The 23,707-nt window shown below is 57.7% G+C and carries 25 protein-coding genes and 1 tRNA gene; 1 reads left to right on the top strand and 25 read right to left on the bottom strand.

Annotation, left to right across the window (positions count from 1 at the left end):
• Positions 1 to 3: 3 nt before the first annotated feature.
• The 21 genes from recD to rplN all read right to left on the bottom strand — a co-directional run bounded on the left by recD (position 4) and on the right by rplN (position 18,341).
• A complete protein-coding gene (recD, locus tag ACFO6X_RS10830) occupies positions 4 to 2,064 on the bottom strand; it encodes an exodeoxyribonuclease V subunit alpha (protein ID WP_382432884.1) in 2,061 nt (686 codons plus the stop codon).
• A 26-nt stretch (positions 2,065 to 2,090) separates the two neighbouring features.
• Positions 2,091 to 5,789 (bottom strand): exodeoxyribonuclease V subunit beta, encoded by a 3,699-nt coding sequence (gene recB / locus ACFO6X_RS10825; RefSeq protein WP_382432882.1) that lies wholly within the window; start codon positions 5,787 to 5,789, stop codon positions 2,091 to 2,093.
• The gene (recC, locus tag ACFO6X_RS10820; protein ID WP_382432880.1) at positions 5,786 to 9,271 is read right to left on the bottom strand and encodes an exodeoxyribonuclease V subunit gamma; all 3,486 of its coding nucleotides are present in this window, start codon (positions 9,269 to 9,271) and stop codon (positions 5,786 to 5,788) included. The genes recB and recC overlap by 4 nt, the downstream gene beginning before the upstream one ends.
• A 124-nt stretch (positions 9,272 to 9,395) precedes the next feature.
• A tRNA-Met gene (locus ACFO6X_RS10815) sits at positions 9,396 to 9,472 on the bottom strand.
• A gap of 28 nt (positions 9,473 to 9,500) precedes the next feature.
• Entirely contained in the window at positions 9,501 to 9,899 is a 399-nt protein-coding gene (rplQ, locus tag ACFO6X_RS10810; protein WP_382432878.1) for a 50S ribosomal protein L17, read from the bottom strand.
• 98 nt (positions 9,900 to 9,997) lie between these two features.
• Positions 9,998 to 10,993 carry a DNA-directed RNA polymerase subunit alpha gene (locus ACFO6X_RS10805; protein WP_382432876.1) on the bottom strand — a complete coding sequence of 332 codons (996 nt, stop codon included), beginning with the start codon at positions 10,991 to 10,993 and terminating at the stop codon, positions 9,998 to 10,000.
• A 110-nt stretch (positions 10,994 to 11,103) separates the two neighbouring features.
• Complete coding sequence (rpsD, locus tag ACFO6X_RS10800) at positions 11,104 to 11,727, bottom strand: 30S ribosomal protein S4 (RefSeq protein WP_382432874.1); 624 nt, start codon at positions 11,725 to 11,727, stop codon at positions 11,104 to 11,106.
• 94 nt (positions 11,728 to 11,821) lie between these two features.
• The gene (gene rpsK, locus ACFO6X_RS10795) at positions 11,822 to 12,226 is read right to left on the bottom strand and encodes a 30S ribosomal protein S11 (RefSeq protein WP_382432872.1); all 405 of its coding nucleotides are present in this window, start codon (positions 12,224 to 12,226) and stop codon (positions 11,822 to 11,824) included.
• Positions 12,227 to 12,244: 18 nt separating this feature from the next.
• Positions 12,245 to 12,610 (bottom strand): 30S ribosomal protein S13, encoded by a 366-nt coding sequence (rpsM, locus tag ACFO6X_RS10790; RefSeq protein ID WP_091457140.1) that lies wholly within the window; start codon positions 12,608 to 12,610, stop codon positions 12,245 to 12,247.
• Between the two features lie 23 nt (positions 12,611 to 12,633).
• The gene (gene rpmJ, locus ACFO6X_RS10785; protein ID WP_011793797.1) at positions 12,634 to 12,747 is read right to left on the bottom strand and encodes a 50S ribosomal protein L36; all 114 of its coding nucleotides are present in this window, start codon (positions 12,745 to 12,747) and stop codon (positions 12,634 to 12,636) included.
• A gap of 161 nt (positions 12,748 to 12,908) precedes the next feature.
• On the bottom strand, positions 12,909 to 14,228 hold the full coding sequence (gene secY, locus ACFO6X_RS10780) for a preprotein translocase subunit SecY (RefSeq protein WP_382432868.1): 1,320 nt from the start codon (positions 14,226 to 14,228) through the stop codon (positions 12,909 to 12,911).
• Between the two features lie 22 nt (positions 14,229 to 14,250).
• On the bottom strand, positions 14,251 to 14,682 hold the full coding sequence (gene rplO, locus ACFO6X_RS10775) for a 50S ribosomal protein L15 (protein WP_382433075.1): 432 nt from the start codon (positions 14,680 to 14,682) through the stop codon (positions 14,251 to 14,253).
• A 10-nt stretch (positions 14,683 to 14,692) separates the two neighbouring features.
• A complete protein-coding gene (rpmD, locus tag ACFO6X_RS10770; protein WP_091457148.1) occupies positions 14,693 to 14,875 on the bottom strand; it encodes a 50S ribosomal protein L30 in 183 nt (60 codons plus the stop codon).
• 14 nt (positions 14,876 to 14,889) lie between these two features.
• Entirely contained in the window at positions 14,890 to 15,408 is a 519-nt protein-coding gene (gene rpsE, locus ACFO6X_RS10765; protein ID WP_382432866.1) for a 30S ribosomal protein S5, read from the bottom strand.
• Positions 15,409 to 15,425: 17 nt separating this feature from the next.
• The gene (gene rplR, locus ACFO6X_RS10760; RefSeq protein ID WP_382432864.1) at positions 15,426 to 15,791 is read right to left on the bottom strand and encodes a 50S ribosomal protein L18; all 366 of its coding nucleotides are present in this window, start codon (positions 15,789 to 15,791) and stop codon (positions 15,426 to 15,428) included.
• Positions 15,792 to 15,802: 11 nt separating this feature from the next.
• A complete protein-coding gene (gene rplF, locus ACFO6X_RS10755; RefSeq protein ID WP_382432862.1) occupies positions 15,803 to 16,336 on the bottom strand; it encodes a 50S ribosomal protein L6 in 534 nt (177 codons plus the stop codon).
• A gap of 25 nt (positions 16,337 to 16,361) precedes the next feature.
• Positions 16,362 to 16,757: a 30S ribosomal protein S8 gene (rpsH, locus tag ACFO6X_RS10750; RefSeq protein ID WP_300077652.1), complete on the bottom strand. Its 396-nt coding sequence runs from the start codon at positions 16,755 to 16,757 to the stop codon at positions 16,362 to 16,364.
• Positions 16,758 to 16,777: 20 nt separating this feature from the next.
• The gene (gene rpsN, locus ACFO6X_RS10745; protein WP_382432859.1) at positions 16,778 to 17,083 is read right to left on the bottom strand and encodes a 30S ribosomal protein S14; all 306 of its coding nucleotides are present in this window, start codon (positions 17,081 to 17,083) and stop codon (positions 16,778 to 16,780) included.
• An 8-nt stretch (positions 17,084 to 17,091) separates the two neighbouring features.
• Positions 17,092 to 17,631 (bottom strand): 50S ribosomal protein L5, encoded by a 540-nt coding sequence (gene rplE / locus ACFO6X_RS10740; RefSeq protein WP_382432857.1) that lies wholly within the window; start codon positions 17,629 to 17,631, stop codon positions 17,092 to 17,094.
• Positions 17,632 to 17,641: 10 nt separating this feature from the next.
• Entirely contained in the window at positions 17,642 to 17,962 is a 321-nt protein-coding gene (gene rplX, locus ACFO6X_RS10735) for a 50S ribosomal protein L24 (protein WP_382432855.1), read from the bottom strand.
• 10 nt (positions 17,963 to 17,972) lie between these two features.
• A complete protein-coding gene (gene rplN, locus ACFO6X_RS10730) occupies positions 17,973 to 18,341 on the bottom strand; it encodes a 50S ribosomal protein L14 (RefSeq protein ID WP_382432853.1) in 369 nt (122 codons plus the stop codon).
• Between the two features lie 283 nt (positions 18,342 to 18,624).
• On the opposite strand from rplN, the gene proC reads away from it, so the two are divergent.
• Positions 18,625 to 19,458 carry a pyrroline-5-carboxylate reductase gene (gene proC, locus ACFO6X_RS10725; protein ID WP_382432851.1) on the top strand — a complete coding sequence of 278 codons (834 nt, stop codon included), beginning with the start codon at positions 18,625 to 18,627 and terminating at the stop codon, positions 19,456 to 19,458.
• Positions 19,459 to 19,518: 60 nt separating this feature from the next.
• Here the strand turns inward: proC and ubiA are convergent, their stop codons facing one another.
• The 4 genes from ubiA to ACFO6X_RS10705 form a co-directional block, all read right to left on the bottom strand.
• Positions 19,519 to 20,391, bottom strand: coding sequence for a 4-hydroxybenzoate octaprenyltransferase (gene ubiA / locus ACFO6X_RS10720; protein ID WP_382432849.1), 873 nt, complete (start codon positions 20,389 to 20,391; stop codon positions 19,519 to 19,521).
• Positions 20,392 to 20,538: 147 nt separating this feature from the next.
• Positions 20,539 to 22,101 carry a CYTH and CHAD domain-containing protein gene (locus ACFO6X_RS10715; RefSeq protein WP_382432847.1) on the bottom strand — a complete coding sequence of 521 codons (1,563 nt, stop codon included), beginning with the start codon at positions 22,099 to 22,101 and terminating at the stop codon, positions 20,539 to 20,541.
• 1 nt (position 22,102) lies between these two features.
• The gene (locus ACFO6X_RS10710) at positions 22,103 to 22,603 is read right to left on the bottom strand and encodes a Dps family protein (protein WP_382432845.1); all 501 of its coding nucleotides are present in this window, start codon (positions 22,601 to 22,603) and stop codon (positions 22,103 to 22,105) included.
• A gap of 78 nt (positions 22,604 to 22,681) precedes the next feature.
• Positions 22,682 to 23,647, bottom strand: a complete 966-nt coding sequence (locus tag ACFO6X_RS10705) for a LysR substrate-binding domain-containing protein (protein ID WP_382432843.1) — start codon at positions 23,645 to 23,647, stop codon at positions 22,682 to 22,684.
• Positions 23,648 to 23,707 lie beyond the last annotated feature (60 nt).

Raw genomic sequence — 23,707 nt, 5'->3', positions numbered from 1 at the left:
ACTTTAGGCAGCCCACCCGTGCTGCAACAAGTCTTGCAAGCCGCTGGCGCGTTGCGTGCGCTGCTGCATGGCGGCTGTCAACAGCCCCGGCTGGGCCGACACCAAGGTGAAGGCCAGACGAGCGCGGGTGATACCGGTATAAACCAACTCTCGGCTCAGCACCGGCCCCGCTTGCGGGGGCAAGACCAGCACCGTGTGCTCAAACTCCGAGCCTTGGCTTTTGTGAACAGTCATGGCAAAGGCCGTTTCCACATGGGCCAAACGGCTCACACCCACCGAGCGCAACTGGGGGCCATCAGCAAAATACACACGCAAGCTGCCTGCAGCCCGCCCAGTCTCCTGAATAGCGGGCAATGTGATACCAATATCACCGTTGAACACCCCCAACACAGGGTCGTTGCGTGTAACCATAACTGGACGGCCAAGATACCACTCGCCACGGGGATGCAACAGCCCTGCACGCTGCAAAGCCCGCTCTACGGCCCGGTTCAGACCGATGGCTCCCCAATCTCCTTCGCGTACAGCACACAACAAACGAAAGCGTTCGAACTCGGCCAGCACACGCCGCACCCAATCTTCCTGCTCAGGCACACTCCCTCCTACAGGGCGCTGCGCCAACTGTTCCAGATAACACCGATAACAGGCCAAAGCGCCTGGACGCCCCTGCACTGCCAACGGCAATATTGCACCCGCATCGCTGGCATCCAACCGCCACAGCACCTGCGCAGTACCGTGGGCTAATAAACGCCGTGCGGCGGCCACCTCACCCGTGTTTACGGCCAAAGCCAATTGACCAATCGGGCCAACAAAGCGGCGACTCTCGCGCAGCATCACCGTATGCTGCGCTAAAGGGGGCGCTGCGCTGCCCGATGGCACCAGATACTCCACGGGCAACGACTGCCCTGTAGCAGCCTGCGCATAATCCGCCGTCTCTGCGCTATAGCGCCCGGCTTGGGCGTCGCGGCACAAATCACCCAGCACGGCCCCTGCCTCCACCGAGGCCAGTTGGTCTTTGTCTCCCAGAAAAATCACACGTGCCGAAGCAGGCAAGGCCGCCAGCAAGGCCGCCATCATCTCCAGATGCACCATAGATGCCTCATCAACGATCAGCACATCCACATCCAACAAACGGCCCGCGTGGTACTGAAATTGGCGCGTATCGGGCCGCGCCCCCAGCAAGGCATGCAAAGTACGGGCTGGCCCCATGCGCTGGGTGAGCATAGGCAAATTGAGAGTAGCGCCCAAGCGTTCGTGCAACCCAGCCAAAGCCGCATCAATGGACTGTTTGAGTCGTGCAGCTGCCTTACCCGTTGGGGCAGCCAACGCCACCCGTAAACGCTCGGGGTGCTCATCCACTGCAAACAGCAGCGCCAGCAATCGGGCTGCGGTATAGGTTTTGCCTGTACCTGGCCCCCCCGTAATCACCGACAGCCGCCCCCGCAACGCCATGGCGCAAGCCAATTTTTGCCAACCGAAGGTGGCCTCGCCCACCGAAGTGGCCCCAAATAGACGATCTAGCCAGCCCCGCACCATAGCAGGCTCTACCGGCACAGGAACTGCCGTCCGTTCCGCAATCTGCTGCGCCACTGCCTGTTCATAAGTCCAATAACGGCGCAAATACAGTCGGGGCGCCTCCACTGCACCACTGAGCACCAGCGGCTGACCGGTATCTTGGCCTAGTCCAGCAGCGTCATACACCACGGGGCTGTTGAGCAAAGCGGCACGCCAGCCAGACAACGTGGAAGGCAAGACTGCCCAAAGCAGTTCCAGCGCACTCAGGGCATCGGCAGACCACCCCAGCACAGCCGCTGGACGTTGTAACAACGGTGCCAATGGCAGGCAGGTATGCCCCCGGCCTTCCAAGTGCGTGAGCAAGGCCGTAGCCACCAACAAGGCCGGTTCAGCTTGGGCGTCCAGATCGGCCACCCAAACGGCCAGGGCGCTGTCCAGACGGCGCAGCCAACCCACTTCGCTCCACTGGCGCAGGGTTTGCAGCGTGTCTGCCACAGTGGCAGGCACCAAGGCAGGGGCGGTATCTACAGGCAACTCAACAGAAAAGGACATGACAGGCTGCTCCAACGCCAGGGTACTCACACAGAAAGGGACGGCTCGCCCAGCAAAGCATCCAGTGCCTCTACCAAGGCCAGATTGGCCTCCACCATGACCACACCAGCCTGTGGCCCGTCAATACCACGCAAGAACAGGTACAAGCCCCCGCCCAAATGCTGCTCTGGCACATACTGCCCCCCCAACCGCTGACGCAGCAGGCGGTGCAATGCCAGCAGATACAGGGCGGCCTGCACGTCATAGCGGTGGGTGAGCATGGCACCATCGAGCGCCGCTGCATGGTAGAACGTTGCATCTGGGCCAAGGTAGTTGGATTTGTAATCGAGCACCCAATAGCGCCCTCCCTGTTCAAATACCAAATCGGCAAAACCCATCAACATGCCATGCAGAGTGCGCTCTGGCAATCGCGCACGCGCCTGCCCCACCAGCACATACTGCTGGCACAAAGCATCCACCTGCACAGCCGGCAACTGGCTCGTGGGCAACCAAAACTCCATCTCCGGCAAAGCGTGCTCCAATGCCTGCAACGACACGCCCACGCCCGGCAGCGGCGTGCTGACCACAGCACTGAGCCACTGCACTACGGCCTCTGCCTCCTCTGCATAACCCGCCCGCACGCAACGCTGGCGCAGACGATCAGCCAGTGCAGACTCTCCATCCAAGGCAAAACCTTCGCGCGCCAACCACTCCAATTGCTCATGCAAAAAGTTGCCCACGACTGGGCCACGCTTGAACTGGTGCCAAACGGGTGCATCACCCGCGGCCGGAACCAACACACGCACGGCCCCACCCTCTATTTCGGCGGTGGGCAGCGGTTGCTCATCATCTGCCGGGCGCGGCAACGGCACCACTGCCCCCAAGGGCACAAGACCAGCCGCACCACGCACCAATTGCGAAAAACTGCCCACATTCCAGCGCCGGTCAAAATGGGCCGTGTAAACCCCTTGCTCGTGCAACGGTGCCAAATTGGTGCGCACCATGAGCCTCGTACAAGGCACTGTGCCACGCACATCCCCACCAGCCACCGCATGCAAGGCTATACCGGCCTGCCCTTGCGCCAACGCCTCCAGTGGCGCACGCCAATCGGCAGCATCACGGGCCTGGTTACCTCCCAACAAAGTGCCTAACGCACTTTGGTGCGCTACGCATTGCTCGCTGTTGCGCGCCTTGGTGGTCGCAAATCCTAACCACAGCGCATGGCGCGCACGCGTCAGGGCCACATACAACAAGCGCATATCTTCGCGCAAACGTTCACGGTCAGCCTGTGCGATGGCGGTATCGCTCAGTGCCAAGTGCAAGGTACGCGCCCCTGTACTCTCGTCCGTCAGTTGCAGAAACGACGTACTGCGCCGCTCCACTGGACGAAAGCTATTGGCAAAAGGCAGGCACACCACCGGATATTCCAGTCCCTTGCTTTTGTGAATCGTCACCACCTTGACCAAATCGGCATCGCTCTCCAAACGCACAATCTGCTCATCGCTGCTACTGCGTTCAGCCTCCAGTTGCTGCCCCAGCCAACGAATCAATGCCTGCTCCCCATCCAATTCAGCACTGGCAGCCTGTAACAACTCGGCCAGATGCAAAAAGTTGGTCAGGCGGCGCTCGCCGCCTACCTCCGTCAGCCAACGGGCGGGCAAATCCAATTGGTGCAAAGTCTGGTGCAGCATGGTCAACACCCCTTGGGTTTGCCAAGTGGCTTGCAGGCCGCGCAGTTGCTCGGTGCGTTGGTCTAGCACCTCATCGTTGCTCGCCAGCTGCAGCAACTCTGCCAGCGACAGGCCAATAGTGCACGTAGCCAACCCTGCACGCAAACGACGCACATCCAACGGTGCCGATACCGCCTGCAACCAATGCAGCAAATCACGCGCTTCATTGCTGTCAAACACCGAATCCTTATCGGACAGATAGACCGAGGCAACACCCCGTCGGCCCAGCTCGCGGCGTACTGCTTCAGCCTCGGTGCCGGTGCGTACCAACACCGCAATATCGGCTGGCCGCAGCCGTTGCAAGGGCTGCCCCGGTATGGCAAAACCAGCCTGCGCATCATTGAGCCAAGTGACAATGCGCTCGGCACACAAAGCAGCAAACAAACGCCGATGTTGCTGTGCCTTACGCAACTCTAAGTCGTAGTGCAATGCCACTGCGGGCACCGTGCCTTGTGCGTCCTGAAACTGCTCCATACGCCCCTTGGCCTGCACTGGCACAAATGGCAATGGATTGTCTTGCGATACCGCCCGGCGAAACAAAAAAGCACCGGCCCCAGGGCGCTGCTCCGCCCAAGCAAACAGATGGTTAACGGTTGCCACCAAAGAGTCACTAGAGCGGTGGTTGGTGCCCAGCATGTAATGCCGCCCCTGCGTGGCTTGGCGTGCCGCCAGGTAACTATAAATATCAGCCCCCCGAAAGCCATAGATCGATTGTTTGGGGTCACCAATCAACAGCAGCGCAGAGCGGGGATCATTGTCTGCTGGACTGTAGATCTGCACAAACAATTGGTATTGCTGTGGCGAAGTATCCTGAAACTCATCCAACAACGCCACTGGATATTGCGCCACGATACGCTCGCGCAGGCGTTCACCATTGGCCCCTGCCAGAGCCTGATTCAGGCGTTGCAGCATGTCAGCAAAACCAAAACTGGCAGCCTGTTGCTTCAGCTGCGCCATCCGGGCTTGCACTTGGGCACTGGCGTGCAAGCGCATAGCCACGGCCACCGAAGGCAATGCCTCCAAAGCCGCCTTCAAGTCTGCCCACGCCTGAAAATACCCCGGTAACACCACAGATGGCGCGTCAGACTTGCGGGCCTCCCACAAGCCCTCAGGGCTGAGCCGGTGCCAGGCAGATGCTGTCAAATCCAACCCATCGCTGGCTGGACTCTGCGCCCAGGCGCTCACTGTGCCCAACCAGCCACTGTAGTGGCGCGTAGCCAACTTGCGTTTGTCCCAATCACAGGTTTTGGGCGCAGTCTGATCATCAAGCCATTGCTGCATGGCCTGCGCACGCTCAGCCCACCCCGCTTTGAGTGCCACCATCGCGCGGTGGCGCTCGGCCAAGGTGCGTTGTACACAATCAGCCAGCGTGCCTGCACCAACCCCGGCGGGCAAAATCTGTCCGCTCAGGCTGCGCATGTCTTGCACCAACGTCGCCACCTGGCCCCACACCTGCAAAACCGTGTCCAGCAACTCCCCCCGCAAGGGATAACAGTTCTGACGCCAGTAATCCTGAGCCGCAGCGGTTTGGATAGCACGCTCATCGGCGGCCAACTCTTCATCAAACGGGCAACCACTGTCAAAAGCGTGCTCACGCAACATGCGCTGGCACCAAGCATCAATGGTGTGTATGGCCGCATCGTCCATGCCCTCGGCGGCCACCGCCAAACGCCAAGCGGCACTGGTACGGTCTGGGCCTTCTGGGTAAGCAGCCAGCAACTCGGTCAGAAAATGGTCACCTTCGGCCACCGGTATTTCGTCCCGAAAACACCGTGCAGCCTCCAACAAACGGGAGCGGATACGGTCAGACAACTCCCGTGTGGCCGCACGGGTAAATGTCATGACCAAAATATCTGCAGGTCGCAAAGGCCGTACAAAGCTGTTCTCACCACCGTGGCCCAAGATCAAGCGCAAATACAAAGCCGCAATAGTCCAGGTTTTGCCAGTGCCTGCACTGGCCTCCATCAACCGACTGCCCCACAGCGGAAAATCAATAGGATGCAAAGCAATGCTCATGCTGCCACTCCTGCCATCTCAGAGCTGGCATGGCGCGTGATCTTCACGGTGCGCGACCAAGCCAGCAAAGGGGCACACAACTGCTGCGCCAATAAGGAAAAACGGCCATCAGCACTGAGCGCCTCAAAGTCTGGGAAACAACGCGCCAGACAAGGCTCGGCCACATCGCCATCACGCTGAAAATCACCATCGTAGGCCAGCGCAGGCTCCCCTCCCTCTGCATGCGCCAGTGCGGTATGCAGCGCCAGTGGCAATGGCTCCTGCATACCATCATGCCAAAGTTGCAGCAAACGCTGTAAGACTTCCTGGGCCTCCTGCGGCTGCACCGCAGGCAAATGCAAGGTCGCATCGCGGCCCACCAACAAGCCCTCCACAGGCACACCACTGGCTGCCGCAGCCAGACTGCGCACCCAGGGCTGCAACAATCTGTCGGTACGCACCTTAGGGTCACGTCCCGGTTGTAATAAACGCGATGGCGTCAGCTCCAGCCATACCACGCCCCCCTCTGCCCCTCGACGCAACGATTCGAGCCAATCCTCAAGCACCAGAGCAACAGCCAGCTCTGTTTGGGCAACACAACGCAGCGGCACCCGCTCGGCAGCTTGCGGGTATTGCGCTTGTGCCACTTGCCAAGCATGCAATAAAGGCAAAAGCGCCTCAGTCAGTTGGGCTTGCGTTCGGTCTGCAAAACCACCCAGAGGCAACTGCCCCGCAGCCCGCAAACGTTGTACATGCATCGTCACCAACCGACCAACCTCGTCAGGCGATGTGTCTGGTGCTGCCCCCCCTCCTAACTGCGGTGCCAGTGCCAGCAACACCTCCTCCATCAGGGTGCGCACCACGCCGTACTCTTGCAAACCATCCAAGCCAAAAGACTCCTCGTCGGCCAACTCTTCGTCCCAAGCATCCCACACCACCCCTAAGCGTTCGCGAAAAAACGTCTTCACGGGATGGCGTAAAAAAGCGGCCAACTTCATCACTGTCAATGGCACCTGCACATCGGGCACCCAAGCCCCAGTTGCCGCGGCAGGCACCACAGACTCTGGGGAGGCATGTGCAGCACGCCACTCTCGGGCATAAGTCCACAAATCTGGCTTTCCCTCAAAATAACGGCGACTGAAAGGCTGCAATGGATGTTCAGTCGTGCGCTGGGCCAAAGCCTCGTTGCCCCAGCCCGCTGCCAAATAGTCGCGCAACTGGGATACCAATACCGAGGGAGGCTGCTCACTGTGGTCGCGCACGCTACGCCCGCTCCAACTGATGTACAACATCCGCCGTGCCGACAACAACGCCTCCAACATCAACTGTCGGTCATCACTTTGGCGTGAACGATCTCCCGGACGGTGCTGACGAGGCAAAGCCATCAAATCGAAATCACTCCGAGGCACGCGGCGTGGATAGTCACCATCGTTCATGCCCAACAAACACACCACCTCAAAAGGCACCGCACGCATGGGCATCAGGGTACAAAAGGTCACACCCCCAGCCCTGAAACGCGCATTCAACGAGGGCTCCTGCAAAGTATCCAACCAAGCCTTGCGCACCACCGACAACGGAATCGATTCGGCAAACCCAGCTTGGACACAAGCATCCTGCCAACGCACCAAGGCATCTTCCAAGGCCGCCAACATATCGCGATCTGCATCGTCAACCGCCTGCACCATCTCTGCCAGTAAGATTCGCAAACGCTCAGCCCACTGTGCTGGAGTACCAGACACATGCGCTTGTTCTCGCCACCACTCCAGCCGGTGCAACAGACTGGCGAGTGCGCCTGCCAGTTCTGCCTCTAGCCCACCGATTTCTGGGTAAGGCTCCATACCGGCAAAACAGGTATTTCCATTGGCATAACCGAGCAACATACGCTGCAAACCAAACATGGCCGTGTTTTGTGCGCCACAAGCATCCAGCCCCAAATCAGCCCGCTGATCGGCATTCAAACCCCAACGAATACCAGCCCCGCTCATCCACTGTGTCAGGCGTGGCAAAGCATCCTCTGCCACGCCAAAACGGGCTGCCACCGCCGGAATATCCAACAGATCGCGCAACTCGCTCAGTCGGCAACGTTGCTGCGGCAGCCGCAACAACCACTCCAGCGCCGTGACCAACGAACTCTTGGCCCGCGCACTCAAGTCGGTAATATCAAAAGGGATGTAGCGTGCATCATGGCGCCCATACTGACCAAACACCGCCCGAATGGCAGGTGCCATCGTGTCAATATTGGGCACCATCACCACCACATCACGAGGCTGCAAAGCAGCTTGTTCTCCAGAAGACTGGGCTAACAAGCGCAACAACTGATCGTGCAAAACCTCCACTTCCCGCAGCGCACTGTGGGCCACATGAAACACAATCGACCGATCTGTAGGCAACAGCGTGCTGGCTGGATGCTCTATCAATGGAACCAAATCCCGAATGCGGTGCTGCACTTGGGTCAGCCAAGGGGTTTCGGGGGTGTCATCCTCCTCATCAAACAGATCCACACGCGGCAAAGAAAATCGTTGCTGCGCTTGCTGGGCATCATCAAACTCATCCAACTGGCGAACAAAATCACGTCCTTGGCGACCCCAAGCGGCCAACAATGGATGGGCATGGGCGTGCATCTGCTCCAGTGGCAAGGCCGCCAGGTCACAACCACTGCGCAAAGGTTGGCGTCGGCGCTCCATACGCAGCAACTCGCGTCCATCAATAATGTCTGCCCAATGGAAGCGACAGGGATTGGGAATCGCCAACAACACCTGGCTGTATTCAGCCAACGCTGCCAACACCTGTAACACCGACAGTGGCACATGGGTCATGCCAAACAGCACCACGCGCCGCGCTACAGGCTGTGCCAGCACGCCTGCGCGGTGCAACACCTGCAAAGCCCGCTGATGAATATGGGGACGAATCGCACTGCGCTCACGTTCACCCAGAGTGTCCAACACGGCACGCCACAACAGCGGCTGCCAATATTGGTCTGGTGGCAGCGCCACGTCTGGCCGCCCCGGAGCTGCCAATACATCACGGCCCGCACTCCAATCAGCCAACCAATCAGGACGATAGACCTGATACTGATCAAACAAATCGGCCAATCGACTGGCCAATGACAACAAACGATCCGGCTCCCCCGACTGCAGAAAACGGGCCACCGGCTGAAAATCAGGCACATCCAACAGCGCAGGCAAATGGCGCATCAAACGCCAAGTCAGTGGCGTTTTGTCCATTGGCGATTGGGCCGGCACCTGCGCCCAACCCAACACTTGGCGATACGTGCGCCACAAAAAGCGTGATGGCAACTCCACACGCGCCGCAGCACATACACCATCACCACGGGCCTGCAACATCTTGAACCACTCGGCCATGCCATTGCTCTGCACCAGCACCACCTCCTCTTCCAGCGGTGCCAGAGGATGCTGACGCAACCAAGCAAACACCGTGGCTGCCAAAGTTTCGGCACGGTTGCCATGTAAAGCGATCAAGCCAGGCTGAATGTGGGTGCTCAAGGTGGTCTCCTGCGGGAGCTACACCATAGCGCAAAATAGGTTGGCGGCTTTGAACACCTTGAATGTGGTAGCCGGGATTTTTGAGGCAAAAAAAAGCCCACTTTAAAGTGGGCTTTTCAGTATTTGGTTGCGCGAGAAGGATTTGAACCTCCGACCTTTGGGTTATGAGCCCAACGAGCTACCAGACTGCTCCATCGCGCGGTATTGATTATAAGCTGATTTTTACGACTTATGCGGCTTCAGCAGCATTATTTTGTTCGGCAGCTACTTCTGTACGCTCCACCAGCTCAACAAAAGCCATAGGCGCGTTGTCACCCACGCGGAAACCCATCTTCAAAATACGGGTGTAACCACCGGGACGGGTGTTGAAACGAGGGCCGAGCACATTGAACAGCTTGGTCACGCTGTCACGGTCACGCAGACGGTCAAAAGCCAAACGGCGGTTGGCCACGGTGTCTACCTTGGCCAAAGTGATCATGGGTTCTACCACGCGGCGCAGCTCTTTGGCCTTGGGCACGGTGGTCTTGATGGCTTCGTGCTCGATGAGCGAATTCATCATGTTGCGCAGCATCGCGAGGCGGTGCGAAGAGGTGCGGTTGAGTTTGCGAAGGCCGTGTCCGTGGCGCATGGTGCTTTTCCTTATTGATACAAATTAAATCGGGCAGCCGTATCAGGTACTGCCCGAGGCACTGCCCCAGCGTAGGGGCACAAGATTATAGCGACAGCTTAACGCTTGTCCAAACCGGCCGGAGGCCAGTTTTCCAGCTTCATGCCCAAAGTCAGGCCACGCGAAGCCAGCACTTCCTTGATCTCGTTGAGCGATTTGCGGCCCAAATTGGGCGTTTTGAGCAATTCGTTCTCGGTACGTTGAATCAGGTCGCCAATGTAGTAGATGTTCTCAGCCTTGAGGCAGTTGGCCGAACGCACGGTGAGTTCAAGCTCATCGACCGGACGCAACAGAATCGGATCGAAGCTGGCACTGCTGCGCGCACCACCAGAGACTTCGCCCAGACCAGGCAGCTCGCCACCGTCGAGTTGGGCAAACACCGCCAATTGCTCCACCAAGATACGAGCCGACTTGCGCACTGCATCTTCGGCCGTGATAGCGCCATTGGTTTCAATCTCAACCACCAGCTTATCCAGATCCGTGCGCTGTTCTACACGGGCGCTTTCGACGGTGTAGCTCACGCGCTTGACTGGAGAGAACGAGGCATCCAGCACAATGCGGCCAATGGTCTTGGTAGGCTCATCGGCATAGCGGCGCATAGTACCGGGCACATAGCCACGGCCTTTCTCTACCTTGATCTGCATGTCCAGCTTACCGCCTTGCGACAGGTGGGCAATGACATGGTCAGGGTTGATGATTTCCACGTCATGCGGCGTCTGAATGTCACGCGCCGTCACCACGCCTTCACCATCCTTGCGCAGACTCAGGGTCACTTCATCGCGGTTGTGGAGCATAAAGACCACGCCCTTGAGGTTCAGCAAGATGTTGACCACATCCTCTTGAACACCATCAATCGACGAGTACTCGTGCAGCACCCCTGCAATGGTCACTTCTGTCGCTGCATAACCCACCATCGACGAGAGCAGAACACGGCGCAGGGCGTTGCCCAGGGTGTGACCATAGCCACGCTCGAACGGCTCCAGCACTACCTTGGCACGGTTGTGCCCCAGTTGCTCGACATTGATCGCCTTGGGTTTCAGCAAATTGGTTTGCATGCAGACTTCCTCTCAATACCCCCAGCTCGTTACACCGGTAAGGCTGGTGAAGCGCCTAAACCGCGATGCCTCGCGGTTCAGGTACGGTTTTCAACTATGTCGCGGGGCGATTAACGCGAATACAACTCAACGATCAGGGATTCGTTGATGTCAGCACCGAATTCATCGCGGTCAGGAACCTTCTTGAACACGCCCTCGGCCTTGTCCAAACTCACTTCTACCCAAGCAGGGAAACCCACTTGCTGGGCCAGTTGCAAGGCTTCAACAATGCGATTTTGCTTCTTCGACTTTTCACGCACTGCCACTACATCACCAGCCTTGACCAGATAGGAAGGGATGTTGACCGACTGACCATTGACCGTGATAGCCTTGTGCGACACCAACTGGCGAGCTTCAGCGCGGGTGGAGCCGAAACCCATGCGGTAAACCACATTGTCCAGACGGGATTCCAACAGACCCAACAGGTTGGCACCTGTGTTGCCCTTGCGGCTGTCAGCAGCTTCAAAGTAGCGGCGGAATTGCTTTTCCATCACGCCGTACATGCGCTTGACTTTTTGCTTTTCGCGCAGTTGCAGACCGAAGTCAGAAGTACGGGCACCCGAGGTGCGGCCGTGCTGACCGGGCTTGGAATCGAACTTGGCCTTGTCCGCGATGGAGCGACGGGCGCTCTTCAGGAACAGGTCGGTGCCTTCACGGCGGGAGAGTTTGGCTTTGGGGCCGAGGTAACGTGCCACGAGAACTTCCTTTTATGTCATCTACCGCAAATCAATTGCGGGAGCCGCCTGAAACGCTGCAATGCAGCGCAGGCGGCAGTGGGCTTGCAATAAATTAGATACGACGACGCTTTTGTGGGCGGCAGCCGTTGTGCGGCACTGGCGTCACGTCCGAGATAGACGTGATACGGATGCCCAGGGCGCCCAGAGCGCGCACCGAAGACTCACGACCAGGGCCGGGGCCTTTGATCTCGACGTCCAGGTTTTTGATACCTTGTTCGATAGCAGCGCGACCAGCCATTTCCGAAGCAACCTGAGCTGCAAAGGGAGTCGACTTACGCGAGCCCTTGAAGCCTTGACCACCGGAGGAAGCCCAAGACAGGGCGTTACCTTGGCGATCAGTGATCGTGATGATGGTGTTGTTGAACGACGCGTGCACGTGGGCGATGCCGTCCGAAACGTTCTTACGAACCTTTTTACGAACACGCTGGGCTGCGTTGTTGGCAGGAGATTTAGCCATATTGATCTTTCAATCTCTTTATTTCTTCAGTGCAGCAGCGCCCTTGCGCGGACCCTTGCGGGTACGGGCATTGGTACGTGTGCGCTGACCACGCATCGGCAGACCGCGACGGTGGCGGAATCCCCGATAGCAACCGATGTCCATCAGACGCTTGATGTTCATCGTCGTTTCACGGCGCAGATCACCTTCGATGGTGAACTGTGCGATCTGGTCGCGAATCTTTTCAAGGTCGCCGTCCGTCAGATCTTTGATCTTCTTGGAGTAGGCGATGTCGCAGGCTTCGCAAATCTTGCGTGCGCGTGTGCGACCAATGCCATAAATGGCGGTCAGGCCAATTTCAGCATGCTGATGTGGCGGAATATTGATACCAGCGATACGTGCCATATGCGTCCTCTATACTTTTCTCATCAACCCTGACGCTGCTTGTGACGCATGTCAGTGCAAATCACACGCACCACACCCTTGCGGCGGATGATTTTGCAATTACGGCAGATTTTCTTGACCGAAGCAGAAACTCTCATTTCATTCTCCTAAAACTTTTCGCGCTTCCAAACCAGCTTGGTACGAAACACAAGGTAGTTCCGCAATTTGTTGCGGTTTCTTGATCGACATTAACATCGAACCTTGCCGCATCCAGTGCGGCTGGTTGCTTTGTGTCTGTGCGCCAGTGCTCACCTATCACTCAAATACCTGAACCTGCTTTGAAGTTGGCCTTTTTCAGCAGCGATTCGTATTGTTGAGACATCAGGTAGTTCTGTACTTGGGCCATGAAGTCCATAGTCACTACCACAATGATCAACAACGACGTACCACCAAAGTAGAAAGGAACGTTGTACTTCAGGATCAGAAACTCAGGCAACAAGCAAACAAAGGTGATGTAAGCCGCACCAATCAGTGTCAGACGCAGCAGAATCTTGTCGATGTAACGTGCTGTTTGTTCACCAGGCCGAATACCAGGAATAAATGCGCCGCTTTTCTTGAGGTTGTCTGCTGTTTCGCGACTGTTGAATACCAGTGCCGTATAGAAGAAGCAGAAAAACACAATGGCTGTGGCATAGAACATCACATAGATGGGCTGACCAGGAGTCAACGTTCCAGCAATATCCTTGAGCCAGCGCATGGACTCACCTGCACTGAACCAGTTCACAATCGTTGCTGGCAGCAAGATGATGGAAGAAGCAAAGATGGGAGGAATGACACCCGCCATATTCAGCTTCAGGGGCAAGTGCGAAGACTGACCACCATACACCTTGTTGCCCACCTGACGCCGAGCATAATTCACCAGAATCTTGCGCTGCCCACGCTCCACAAACACCACGAAGTAGGTGACAAACGCCACCAACAACACAATGATGATGGCAGCGATGATGCTCATGGCACCAGTACGCACCAACTCTAGCAAACCACCAATCGAGCTGGGCAAGCCTGCAGCAATACCCGCAAAGATCAGGATGGAGATGCCATTACCCAGACCACGCTCGGTGATTTGCTCACCCAGCCACATCAGAAACATGGTACCAGCGGTCAAACTGACCACAGCCGTCATGCGGAAGCCAAAACCGGGGGACAAAACCAAACCAGCCGAGCTTTCCAATGCAACTGCAATACCCAGCGACTGAAAAATGGCCAAACCCAAAGTTCCATACCGAGTGTATTGCGTGATCTTGCGGCGACCTGCCTCGCCCTCTTTCTTCATTTGTTCGAAAGCGGGCACAGCATAAGTCATCAGCTGCATGATGATCGATGCCGAGATGTACGGCATGATTCCCAGTGCAAACACCGTGAAGCGGGACAGGGCACCACCCGAGAACATGTTAAACAGGTTCAGGATGCCGCCCTGCTGGCTACTGAACAGCTGCTGCAGCTGGGCTGGATCAATACCAGGAACAGGAATATGTGCCCCGATCCGGTACACCACCAACGCCAACAAGAGAAAAACCAGTCGACGACGTAAATCGCCGAATTTTCCGGTTTTTGCCACGGAAGCAGTGCTAGTAGCCACAGCTTTTTCCTTCAGGAAGGCGTCAGGCTACGCTGCCGCCAGCAGCTTCAATAGCTGCCTTGGCACCAGCAGTCGCAGCGATACCGCTGAGTTTGACTGCTGTTTCAATGGCACCGCTCTTGATGACCTTCACGGTACGGGTCAGATCATTGATCAAACCCGCTTGCTTGAGTGCCAGCTGATCGACTTCTGCCAGACCCAAACGGGCCACGTCAGTCAGTGTGACTTCGGCATTGAAGCGCAATGTCAGCGACTTGAAACCACGCTTAGGCAGACGGCGCTGCAAAGGCATTTGACCGCCTTCAAAGCCCACTTTGTGGTAGCCACCCGAACGCGACTTTTGACCTTTGTGACCACGGCCTGCGGTTTTGCCCAGACCAGAGCCGATACCACGACCCACACGGCGCTTGGCGTGCTTGGCACCGTCTGCGGGTTTGATGCTATTGAGTTCCATCATCAACCTTTCAGACGATTTTGACCAGATAACTGATCTTGTTGATCATGCCGCGCACTTCGGGAGTGTCTTGCAATTCGCTGACACTGTTGAGTTTGCGCAGGCCCAGACCACGCACGGTGGCGCGGTGGGATTCTTTCGTGCCAATCGGGCTGCGAACCAGCTGGATTTTCACGGTTTGTTGTGTAGACATCGTCAAAGCTCCTGTCAGGCGAAGAGGTCTTCGACCGACTTGCCGCGCTTGGCCGCCACATCACCGGGGGTGGTGGAGTTGGTGAGCGCATCAAAAGTGGCACGAACCATGTTGTAAGGATTGGACGAACCGTGGCTCTTGGCCACGATGTCGGTCATACCCATCACTTCAAACACAGCGCGCATAGGGCCGCCAGCGATGATACCGGTACCCTTGGGGGCCGGTGCCATCATCACGGAAGCAGCACCGTGGTGACCTGTCACTTGGTGGTGAATAGTACCGTTCTTCAACGACACCTTGACCATGTTGCGACGGGCTTCTTCCATGGCCTTCTGCACTGCAGCTGGCACTTCTTTGGATTTACCCTTGCCCATGCCGACGCGGCCTTCGCCATCACCCACCACAGTCAGTGCAGCAAAGCCGAGGATACGACCGCCCTTGACCACTTTGGTGACGCGGTTGACCGCGATCATCTTCTCGCGCAGTCCGTCGTCGCGGCCTTCGTCTTGCACTCGGGGTTGAAATTTAGCCATTTTGTATTCCGTTCCGCTTAGAACTGCAGACCTGCTTCACGGGCTGCGTCGGCCAGGGCCTTGACGCGACCGTGGTAGGCAAACCCTGCGCGATCAAATGCAACTTTTTCGACGCCTGCGGCCTTGGCCTTTTCAGCAATACGCTTGCCGATGACTTGAGCTGCAGTGGCATTGCCACCCTTGCCAGAGCCGCCCAGTGCGCTGCGCACTTCGGCTTCGGCAGTGGAAGCACTGGCCAGCACTTGGGTGCCGTCGCCAGAAACCACGGTGGCGTAAATATGGAGGTTCGTACGGTTCACCGACAGACGGGCAATGCCTTGCTGTGCAATGCGAATGCGGGTCTGACGGGCACGACGAAGACGCTGCTCTTTCTTGGTCAACATATTGCAGCTCCTTATTTCTTCTTGGTCTCTTTGATCGTGACGGTTTCGTCCGCATAACGGATGCCCTTGCCCTTGTAAGGCTCGGGTGGACGAACAGCACGGATCTCAGCAGCAATTTGACCCACGCGCTGACGATCGGCACCCTTGATCAGGATTTCGGTCGCGGTAGGCGTAGCCACTGTGATGCCTTCTGGCATATCAAAATTGACAGGGTGAGAATAACCCACCGCCAAGTTCAGCTTGTTGCCGCTGGCTTGGGCTTTGTAACCCACACCAATCAAAGTCAGCTTCTTTTCGAAGCCCTTGCTAACACCGATCACCATGTTGTTCACCAACTGGCGGAAGGTGCCGCTCATGGCATCGGCTTCACGGGATGGGTTGATGGGCTCAAACGAGAGCTTGCCATCGGCATTGGTGACCTTGACCAGAACATTCTGGGTCAGGGCCAAGGTACCGCCAGCGCCCTTGACGCTGATCTGGTCGTCTTTGATCGACACATCCACGCCTGCGGGGATGACGACCGGCGATTTTGCTACACGGGACATTTCAGTTTCTCCTCAATGTCACGGCTTAAGCCACGTAGCAAAGCACTTCACCACCGACACCGGTAGCACGCGCCTTGCGGTCGGTCATCACGCCCTTGGGGGTGGTGACAATGGCCACGCCGAGGCCATTCATGACCTGGGGGATGGCATCGCGGCCCTTGTACACGCGCAGGCCGGGGCGGCTCACACGCTCGATACGCTCGATGACCGGACGGCCAGCGTAGTACTTGAGGGCGATTTGGAGTTCGGATTTGCCGGCTTCGGTCTTGACCTCGAAACCGTCAATGTAGCCCTCGTCCTTCAGCACTTGGGTGATGGCGATCTTCACTTTGGAAGAAGGCACGCTCACGGTGGCTTTGGAAACCATTTGGGCATTGCGGATGCGGGTCAGCAAGTCAGCGATGGGATCACTCATGCTCATGTTGTATCTCTCCTGCCTGCTTACCAGCTGGCCTTGGTGACACCGGGGATGTCGCCTGCAAAAGCCAGTTCGCGGATCTTGGCACGGGCCAAGCCGAATTGACGGAAAGTACCACGGGGGCGACCGGTGATTTCGCAACGGTTACGCTGGCGCGTGGGGTTGGCGTTGCGTGGGAGCTTTTGCAGACCCAAACGGGCTGCATCACGCTCTTCATCGCTGCGCTTGGCGTCAGAGGCGATGGCCTTGAGTTCGGCGTATTTGGTGGCGTACTTGGCCACCAGTTTTTCGCGCTTGAGTTCGCGCTGGATCAAAGCTTGTTTTGCCATACGCCGCCTCAGTTCTTGAAGGGGAAACGGAAACCGGTCAGCAGTGCTTTGCACTCTTCGTCGGTTTTGGCCGTTGTGGTGATGCTGATATTGAGACCGCGCAGGGCATCGACCTTGTCGTACTCAATTTCAGGGAAGATGATTTGTTCTTTGACGCCGATGTTGTAGTTGCCACGGCCATCGAACGCACGACCGGAGATACCCCGGAAGTCACGCACGCGGGGCAGTGCCACGGTCACAAAGCGGTCCAAGAATTCGTACATCTGCACGCCACGCAGGGTGACCATGCAACCGATGGCCTGGCCTTCGCGGATCTTGAAACCGGCGATAGCTTTTTTGGCCTTGGTGACGACAGGCTTTTGGCCAGCAATCTTGGTCAGATCAGCCACGGCGTTGTCCATGACTTTCTTGTCAGCGACGGCCTCGCTCACACCCATGTTGAGCGTGATCTTGGTCAGACGCGGCACCTGCATAGGCGAGGTGTAGCCGAACTGCTTCATCAGTTCGGGAGCGAGCTTTTCGCGGTAGATTTTTTGGAGTCGTGCCATGTTTTACCCCTTAGGCCGTCTTGATTTCGGCGCCGTTGGACTTGAACACACGAGTACGTGTGCCGTCAGCCTGCACCTTGATACCGACGCGATCGGCCTTGCCAGTGGCAGCATTGAAAATGGCCACGTTGGACTGGTGAATGGGCATCGCCTTATCGACGATACCGCCAGTCGAACCCTTCATGGGGTTGGGCTTGACATGCTTCTTGACCAGGTTGATGCCTTCGACCACCAGGTGGGAATCATCAGCGCGCAGCGTTACGGTGCCGCGCTTGCCTTTGTCGCGTCCTGTGAGTACGACGACTTCGTCGCCCTTGCGAATCTTGTTCATCGCGCCGTCCTTAGAGAACTTCGGGAGCCAGAGACACGATCTTCATGAAGCGTTCGGTACGCAGTTCACGCGTCACGGGCCCAAAGATGCGGGTGCCGATGGGCTCCAGCTTGGAATTGAGCAACACTGCTGCGTTGCCATCGAATTTGACGAGCGAGCCATCGCCACGGCGGATGCCCTTGGCTGTACGGACAACCACTGCGCTGTAAACCTCGCCTTTTTTGACGCGGCCACGTGGAGCGGCTTCCTTGATGCTCACCTTGATGATGTCGCCAACACTGGCATAGCGACGCTTGGATCCGCCCAGCACCTTGATGCACAGGACGGACTTGGCGCCGGTATTGTCGGCAACGTCTAACCGGGTTTCTGTTTGGATCATTTCAATATTCCCAACTTGCACCAACAAGATCAACAGCCCCAGAGAAACTCTCAAGCGCTGCCAACCAGCCAGTCAGTCTTGGGCCCGTCGTCAGCGACGCAAACCATTTGCAACGCTTCTTGTGGGGCAGAAACTTCGCTTTTTGACAGCGAAGCCCGCGATTGTTTCAAAAAAATGTTGGGGTGTCAATGCTTAGATCCATTTGTCGCAGCAAAAAGACAACCGGCGATGCATCGCAAGCCGCTACCATGCCAATCTTTACTTGACGATGGAGACTCCCCGCATGTCAACAACTACTGCAACCCGTTTTCCACAGATCGCCTTCATTGGTGGAGGCAATATGGCCAGTGCCATTCTGGGAGGACTGATCCACCAAGGGCTGCCTCTGGGCCAGATCGAAGTAGTAGAGCCTTGGGAACAAGCCCGCACCGCATTGCAACAGCAGTTTGGTGTGGTGGCACACGCCGGTGCTGGCCCCCAGTTAGAACGCGCTGAAGTGGTCGTCTGGGCCATCAAGCCCCAAAACTTCAAAGATGCCGCCTTGGACACCCAAAGCTATACCCGCAATGCCTTGCATCTGAGTGTGGCCGCAGGTATTCGTAGCAGCAGCATTGCCCATTGGCTGGGTAGTGAGCGGGTCGTGCGGGCCATGCCCAATACGCCGGCCTTGATTGGACAGGGCATCAGCGGGTTGTATGCCCGACCATCCGTCAGTGAGACAGAGCGGCTGTTGGTGGAGCAAATCATGGCCTCGACAGGCGCACATCTGTGGGTAGAAGCAGAGGCGCAGTTGGATGCAGTGACTGCTTTGTCAGGCTCTGGCCCAGCGTATGTGTTCTATTTTCTGGAAGCGATGGTGCAGGCTGGCGTGGACATGGGTCTGAGTGCTGCACAGTCGGAGCAACTGGCTATTGCCACTTTTGCCGGTGCCTCCGAATTGGCCAAACGCTCGCACGAATCCCCCGCAGCCTTGCGGGAACGGGTCACGTCCAAGGGTGGCACCACCTATGCGGCGCTAGAAACCATGCGTGGCGCTGAGCTGGATCGGCACTTCATTGCCGCTTTACGTGCAGCCCAAACACGCGCCCAAGAACTGGGCGATGCTTGTGGTGCCTGAGAGGTCAGGGGGGCAACCTGCTCAGTGCAGAACTGGCACTGGCAGCCGCTGCCTCCCGCTTCAATGGCGCACGATATAGCTGGCCACGATACCCAGAAAGACCGTAAACCCCAACCAATGGTTGACGCGAAAAGCATGGAAGCAGCCTTCGCGTGTTCGGTGGTGGATCAGCTTCCAATGCCAAACTACCTGGGCCAAAGCAACTGCCATTGCTATCTCAAACAGTCCTCCTAAGGCCAAGGGTGCCACAGCAACCCGCCATAAGCCAAGGAAGAACAGGTAGAACACGACGATAGCCACCACGTCGAACCGGCCCAAGGTGATGGCTGAAGTCTTGATACCAATCTTCAGGTCATCATCGCGGTCTACCATGGCGTACTCGGTGTCATAAGCGAGCACCCAGAACAAATTGCCCAACCACAACAGCCAAGCCCACCACGGTACGGTGCCTTGCACCGCAGCAAAGGCGATCACGATACCAAAATTGAAGGCAATGCCCAATACCGCCTGTGGCATAGCCAGAAAACGCTTGGTAAAGGGGTAGAGTACCGTGACCAACAAAGCCGGCACTGACCAAGCGACTGCAACGACATTGGTGGTCAACACCAGCGCCAACGCCAGCAAGCTCAACACAACACCGACTGCAATGGCCTCCTGCACCGACACTTGACCAGAAGTGATAGGGCGTTGGGCTGTGCGCTTGACATGGCGGTCAAAGTGACGGTCGGCGACGTCATTGATACAGCAGCCAGCACTGCGCATCAAAATGGTGCCCAACACAAAGACGACCAACAAATGCCAGCCAGGAAACCCTCCAGCGGCCAACCACAGGGCGCTGAGCGTGGGCCAGATCAAAACCAGCCATCCTGCGGGCCTGTCCCAACGGATCAAATCGAGATAAAGAGACAGGCGGCTACGACTCACAGTGGACATGCGAAACAGAAATCAAACAGAGAAAAATCAGAAATGCACACTGCCGCACGCAACGCACGCACGCCACAGCCAATGGTGTGATTGACGGATAGAAGGCACGGGTGGCACCTGCATCGGCGCAGGCGAATTATCTCCGCCTCACCAGCGTCAGGACTGCGGGCTGTTGAGTGCTTGGGCAGCGGCCACACCTTGCAAGAAGGCCTGCCACAAGGGTGAGCCGCCCCAACGCGCCACCAGATGACGCGCCTGCAACAAATCACGGGCCGCCCCCAAACGCTCTTGCAATTGTTGGGCGGCGCGGTGTTGCTGCTGCAAACGTTTGGGCAGCACCGGCGCCAGAGCCTGAACGCTATAGCGCAAACGCTTGGCCCAAATACGCACTTGGTGCTGACGCTCTATGCCCTGAGGGGTGTGATCGTGCTCACAGTCTCGTAGAGCCTGATCTAAGCGTTTAGACCACCGAACCGCTCGGCGGCGCAGAATTTTGATGCCCCGCTCTTGGGCTTTGGCGGAGGGTGAAAGCACACCGACCATCAGCGGCCCATCCAAAGTTTCGAGCCAATGGGACAAAGCCAACAGAGCGGCCCCCACCGATGGCTGCACCAATGCGGCGCGCACAGCAGCCCGCTCTTGGCTAGCCACCTGTGTGAACACCTCTTGCAGATGCTGCCACTCCTTGGAGAGGCTGTCTGTAGCACCATGCAGATGCTGAGCAGCGTAAGCTTGTGCCAAGGGGGGCAGGGTCTGGGTACGTGCCACATCCAAATCACGCAGAGCTCCCAGACTGTCCCAAAGGGGCTGCAATGCCTGCAAGGGCGGCAAGGCCACGCCCGGCAGCAGCGGACGCAACATGCGCCACACGCTGCGAAAACGACGCCAACCAACCCGTGCCTGGTGAACTATTTCTGGAGCTTCGTTGTGCTGTAGCAGGTACAAATTGGCTGTGAACTGGGCAAACGCCTCCCCCAATACACGCCGGGCGATGGCACGCAAGGTGTCTGCCCCCACAAGTTGCGGTGGCCGGGCCTGGACAGGAGCCGCAATGGCCGACTGCTGCAACGCAAATCCCCGCTCGGCCTTGCTGGCAGCCAAGGGCAACACCGCAACGGTGCGAGCGATACGGCTGGCCAAGGCAAAAAGCGCCGAGGGCGGCCCAGCGAGCAACTCTAGCTCCAACTCGCACAAGGGCTCACTGCGACCGGCTGCCGTGATGGTGCCTATGTCTAAGGCTACCTCTATTTGGCTACCGTCACGCTGGCGCACGACCCAAGTGGTGCGCTCAAATTCAGTAACAAAACAAGGCTGCAAGGCAGCCGACAGCGTACCATCAACATCCATTTGCGGCCAGGGAGAATGTTGCAGTAACTCCAGCACCAGCGCCGGGCCAGGCACAGCCATTTCCCACTCACCACGCACGCTGAAAGCAGAATCGCCTTGGCCGGCAGTTTTGAGCGTTTGACGCCACTGTGGCTGCTCTGGGCTACCCAAACGGCGCAGACGCAAAGCAGTGCGCTGACAACGCAGCGCCTGATCAGGGGTGTCAAAATACTGGCTAAATACCGTCTGGCGCTGGGCTTTGCGCCGCGCCAGCACTGGACTGGCTGCCAAAGCGGAAGCCACCACCTGCGGATCGGCACCGGGCAGGGCCAGTTTGATCTCGATTTCGGTGGGTGCTGCGGTGGCAGGCACCGTGCTGGGGCGGCGACCCATCTCAGTCTTCCAACAAAGAGCGCAGCATCCAAGCCGTCTGCTCATGCACCGTCAGGCGCTGGGTAAGCAAATCGGCGGTGGGCTCGTCACTGGCCTTGTCGACCACAGGAAACAAGGCTCGCGCTGTGCGAGCCACCGCCTCGTGGCCTTCCACCAAAATGCGCACCATTTCGAGCGCCTTGGGGGGCTTGGTGGGCACGTCGGGCACACTGGCCAACTTACCAAATTCGGCGTAAGAGCCGGGAGCCGGATGGCCTAGGGCGCGGATGCGTTCGGCAATTGGATCCACCGCATTCCACAGTTCGGTGTACTGCGCCATGAACATGGTGTGCAGGGTATTGAACATGGGGCCAGTGACGTTCCAATGGAAATTGTGCGTGGTCAGGTAGAGCGTATAGGTATCGGCCAGCAAGTGCGACAACCCCTGGGCAATGGCAGCACGGTCTTTGTCGCTAATACCAATATGGATAGCGGGGGCGGTGGTTTTGGGACTCTTAGCCATGATGCTTCTCCTGAAAAAAGGTAGGCTTCCAATGTAGCGCAGCCAGCGCCTTTGTGGCGTTTTGGCCCAGAAAGCCGATTAGGACAACCTCTGCACGCCAGGCAGCTCACAGGCATAGATGGCATTGCGCAAGGCGGCAATGGCCTCATAGCGGGTAAAGCTGCGCCGCCACACCAGCACCACGCGACGCATGGGCGGTGCGCTACCGTCCACCTCTTGCATGGGCAAGTAACGGATATAGGTCTCGTCACTTTTGCGCCGGCGCACGGTGTTGATCAGGGCATCACGGGGCACCGACATCCGGGGCACCAACGTCACGCCCATGCCAGCGGCCACCATGTGTTTGATGGTTTCGAGAGAAGAGCCTTCGAACGATTTACGAATGCCTTCCGCATTGCTGGAGAAGCGGGCAAACTCAGGGCATACTTCCAACACATGGTCACGGAAACAATGACCGGCCCCCAACAAAAGCATGGTTTCGTTGCGCAGGTCATCGGCACTGACGCTCTTTTGGGTGGCCAGTGGATGGGTGCTGGGCACCGCCGCCATAAAAGGCTCATCGTAGAGCGGTGCCATCGCCAAGCCCGTGTCGGGGAACGGCTCGGCCAAAATAGCGCAATCGATCTCACCCGTGCGCAGCATCTCCAGCAAGCGCACGGTAAAGTTCTCTTGCAATAGCAATGGCATCTGTGGCGTGCGCTCAATGGAGCGGCGCACCAGTTCGGGCAAGAGGTAAGGGCCAATGGTGTAGATCACACCCATTGTCAAAGCCCCTGCCAAGGGGTCTTTGCCACGCTTGGCAATTTCTTTGATGGCGGCTGCCTGTTCTAGCACGCTCTGCGCTTGACGCACGATTTCTTCGCCCAACTGCGTCACCGCCACCTCACCCACGCTGCGCTCGAACAGCTTGACGTCCAGCTCTTCCTCGAGCTTTTTGACAGCCACCGACAGCGTAGGCTGGGAAACGTAACAGGCATCTGCGGCTTTACCGAAGTGCTTTTCGCGCGCAACCGCAACGATGTATTTGAGTTCAGTCAGGGTCATGGGAGTATTGTGCTGCGAAGGCCCGTAGCGAGGCCAGACCTATATGTACACACCACCGAT

This window comes from Giesbergeria sinuosa (assembly GCF_042652905.1).
In the GTDB taxonomy this organism is placed as follows: domain Bacteria; phylum Pseudomonadota; class Gammaproteobacteria; order Burkholderiales; family Burkholderiaceae_C; genus Simplicispira; species Simplicispira sinuosa.
This window is presented reverse-complemented; position numbering and strand designations above follow the sequence as displayed.

What these genes read in the sequence shown, in the direction of transcription:
- rplR (WP_382432864.1), bottom strand. Translation starts at nt 15,791, where the DNA reads ATGTTGACCAAGAAAGAGCAGCGTCTTCGTCGTGCCCGTCAGACCCGC.
- rplE (WP_382432857.1), bottom strand. Translation starts at nt 17,631, where the DNA reads ATGGCACGACTCCAAAAAATCTACCGCGAAAAGCTCGCTCCCGAACTG.
- ACFO6X_RS10705 (WP_382432843.1), bottom strand. Translation starts at nt 23,647, where the DNA reads ATGACCCTGACTGAACTCAAATACATCGTTGCGGTTGCGCGCGAAAAG.
- rplQ (WP_382432878.1), bottom strand. Translation starts at nt 9,899, where the DNA reads ATGCGCCACGGACACGGCCTTCGCAAACTCAACCGCACCTCTTCGCAC.
- proC (WP_382432851.1), top strand. Translation starts at nt 18,625, where the DNA reads ATGTCAACAACTACTGCAACCCGTTTTCCACAGATCGCCTTCATTGGT.
- recB (WP_382432882.1), bottom strand. Translation starts at nt 5,789, where the DNA reads ATGAGCATTGCTTTGCATCCTATTGATTTTCCGCTGTGGGGCAGTCGG.
- rplF (WP_382432862.1), bottom strand. Translation starts at nt 16,336, where the DNA reads ATGTCCCGTGTAGCAAAATCGCCGGTCGTCATCCCCGCAGGCGTGGAT.
- rplN (WP_382432853.1), bottom strand. Translation starts at nt 18,341, where the DNA reads ATGATCCAAACAGAAACCCGGTTAGACGTTGCCGACAATACCGGCGCC.
- rpsE (WP_382432866.1), bottom strand. Translation starts at nt 15,408, where the DNA reads ATGGCTAAATTTCAACCCCGAGTGCAAGACGAAGGCCGCGACGACGGA.
- ACFO6X_RS10805 (WP_382432876.1), bottom strand. Translation starts at nt 10,993, where the DNA reads ATGCAAACCAATTTGCTGAAACCCAAGGCGATCAATGTCGAGCAACTG.
- rpsN (WP_382432859.1), bottom strand. Translation starts at nt 17,083, where the DNA reads ATGGCAAAACAAGCTTTGATCCAGCGCGAACTCAAGCGCGAAAAACTG.
- rpsM (WP_091457140.1), bottom strand. Translation starts at nt 12,610, where the DNA reads ATGGCACGTATCGCTGGTATCAATATTCCGCCACATCAGCATGCTGAA.
- rpmD (WP_091457148.1), bottom strand. Translation starts at nt 14,875, where the DNA reads ATGTCTACACAACAAACCGTGAAAATCCAGCTGGTTCGCAGCCCGATT.
- rpsH (WP_300077652.1), bottom strand. Translation starts at nt 16,757, where the DNA reads ATGAGCATGAGTGATCCCATCGCTGACTTGCTGACCCGCATCCGCAAT.
- rpmJ (WP_011793797.1), bottom strand. Translation starts at nt 12,747, where the DNA reads ATGAGAGTTTCTGCTTCGGTCAAGAAAATCTGCCGTAATTGCAAAATC.
- ubiA (WP_382432849.1), bottom strand. Translation starts at nt 20,391, where the DNA reads ATGTCCACTGTGAGTCGTAGCCGCCTGTCTCTTTATCTCGATTTGATC.
- recD (WP_382432884.1), bottom strand. Translation starts at nt 2,064, where the DNA reads ATGTCCTTTTCTGTTGAGTTGCCTGTAGATACCGCCCCTGCCTTGGTG.
- rplO (WP_382433075.1), bottom strand. Translation starts at nt 14,682, where the DNA reads ATGGAACTCAATAGCATCAAACCCGCAGACGGTGCCAAGCACGCCAAG.
- rplX (WP_382432855.1), bottom strand. Translation starts at nt 17,962, where the DNA reads ATGAACAAGATTCGCAAGGGCGACGAAGTCGTCGTACTCACAGGACGC.
- rpsK (WP_382432872.1), bottom strand. Translation starts at nt 12,226, where the DNA reads ATGGCTAAATCTCCTGCCAACAACGCAGCCCAGCGTGTTCGTAAAAAG.
- ACFO6X_RS10710 (WP_382432845.1), bottom strand. Translation starts at nt 22,603, where the DNA reads ATGGCTAAGAGTCCCAAAACCACCGCCCCCGCTATCCATATTGGTATT.
- ACFO6X_RS10715 (WP_382432847.1), bottom strand. Translation starts at nt 22,101, where the DNA reads ATGGGTCGCCGCCCCAGCACGGTGCCTGCCACCGCAGCACCCACCGAA.